Source organism: Sporocytophaga myxococcoides (assembly GCF_000775915.1).
Lineage (GTDB): Bacteria > Bacteroidota > Bacteroidia > Cytophagales > Cytophagaceae > Sporocytophaga > Sporocytophaga myxococcoides_A.
The window spans coordinates 1-1,375 of record NZ_BBLT01000032.1 but is presented as its reverse complement, the minus strand read 5'-3'; the positions used below and the strand labels follow the sequence as shown (position 1 = coordinate 1,375).

Genomic DNA, 1,375 nt, shown 5'->3' with positions numbered 1-1,375 from the left:
AGGTTAATTTGGATCGGCCGAAGCGGAACGAGAAGGACAAGGACATTGATCGGTAGCTTGCTCCCGACCGCATGGGGGACAGCGAATTTTCGCGTCCGCGAAAAAACTGGATGGATTTTCAACAACTCGGTAGGCGGACATGTTGTCAAGCCGCTTCCTGATTTTCTGTCCGCAGAGTAAGATCGAACGTTGATAGAAAATGAGGTTGCTGGTGAATTACGACGACTTAACGCGAGAAGAACTGATTGCTGTGCTGCAACGACGGGATACGTTAACCCGTTACGGTTTGCGCTGGGAGCGTGACGGCATCGCGCAAGACAAATCACTCAACCGCGATTTTGTCGGACTGGAACTTGATCAGTCCTTGTGTGAAGGAACGGACCCTTGGACGAACCTGATAGTTGAGGGGGACAACTTCGATGCGTTGCGTCACCTTGCTACCACCCATGCGAAGCAGGTCAAGCTCATCTACATCGACCCACCGTACAACACCGGTCGCAAGGATTTCGTCTACAACGATAGCTACTTCGATGCTACCAACCGCTACAAGCACTCGACGTGGCTAGAGTTCATGTATCACCGGCTCGTTCTGGCCAAGAGTCTTCTTGCGGAAGATGGGGTCATCTTCGTTTCGATCGATGACAACGAGCTGTTCAATCTCGGCTTGCTGATGAACCAGGTTTTTGGCGAACACAACTTCGTTGCAAACGTCATCTGGCAAAAGGTGTTCTCGCCAAAGAACACCGCTGTGCACTTTTCAGATGACCACGAATATGTGCTGGTTTACGCATTCAACAAGGAAAAATGGCGTCCGAACCCCCTTCCGAGGTCAGCTGGTCAGGACAAGGCATACAAAAATCCCGACAAGGACAAACGAGGCGTGTGGACCTCGGGCGACTTGGCTGCAAGGAACTTCTATGGCGAAGGAAGATACGCGATCACGTGCCCCTCGGGCCGTGTGATCGAAGGTCCGCCTGCTGGTTCTTATTGGCGGGTGTCCAAGACGAAATTTGACGAGCTGGACAAGGATGGCCGGATTTGGTGGGGTAAGGACGGCAACAACACGCCCCGCATCAAGCGGTTCTTGTCGGAAGTGAAGCAAGGCGTGGTTCCACAAACGCTGTGGACATACGAAGAGGTCGGACATACACAAGATGCGAAAAAGCAGCTGAACAGTATGTTGCCAAAGGGGCGGAACGAAGACGTGTTTTCGACACCCAAGCCTTTGCAGCTGATGGACCGGATTCTGCGCCTCGCCACGAAACCGGGGGATCTGGTAGTCGATTTCTTCGCCGGGTCGGGAACGCTTGGACAAGCTGTTCTCGCGCTTAACAAAGAAGACGGTGGACAGCGAAGGTTCGTACTGGTGTCCAGT

The 1,375-nt window shown here is 52.9% G+C and carries 1 protein-coding gene; it reads left to right on the top strand.

Going from position 1 to position 1,375, the window contains the following annotated elements; all coding sequences use genetic code 11:
- Positions 1 to 199 precede the first annotated feature (199 nt).
- Positions 200 to 1,375: site-specific DNA-methyltransferase (locus MYP_RS24565; protein ID WP_045470055.1), on the top strand; the 1,176-nt coding region annotated here is incomplete at its 3' end.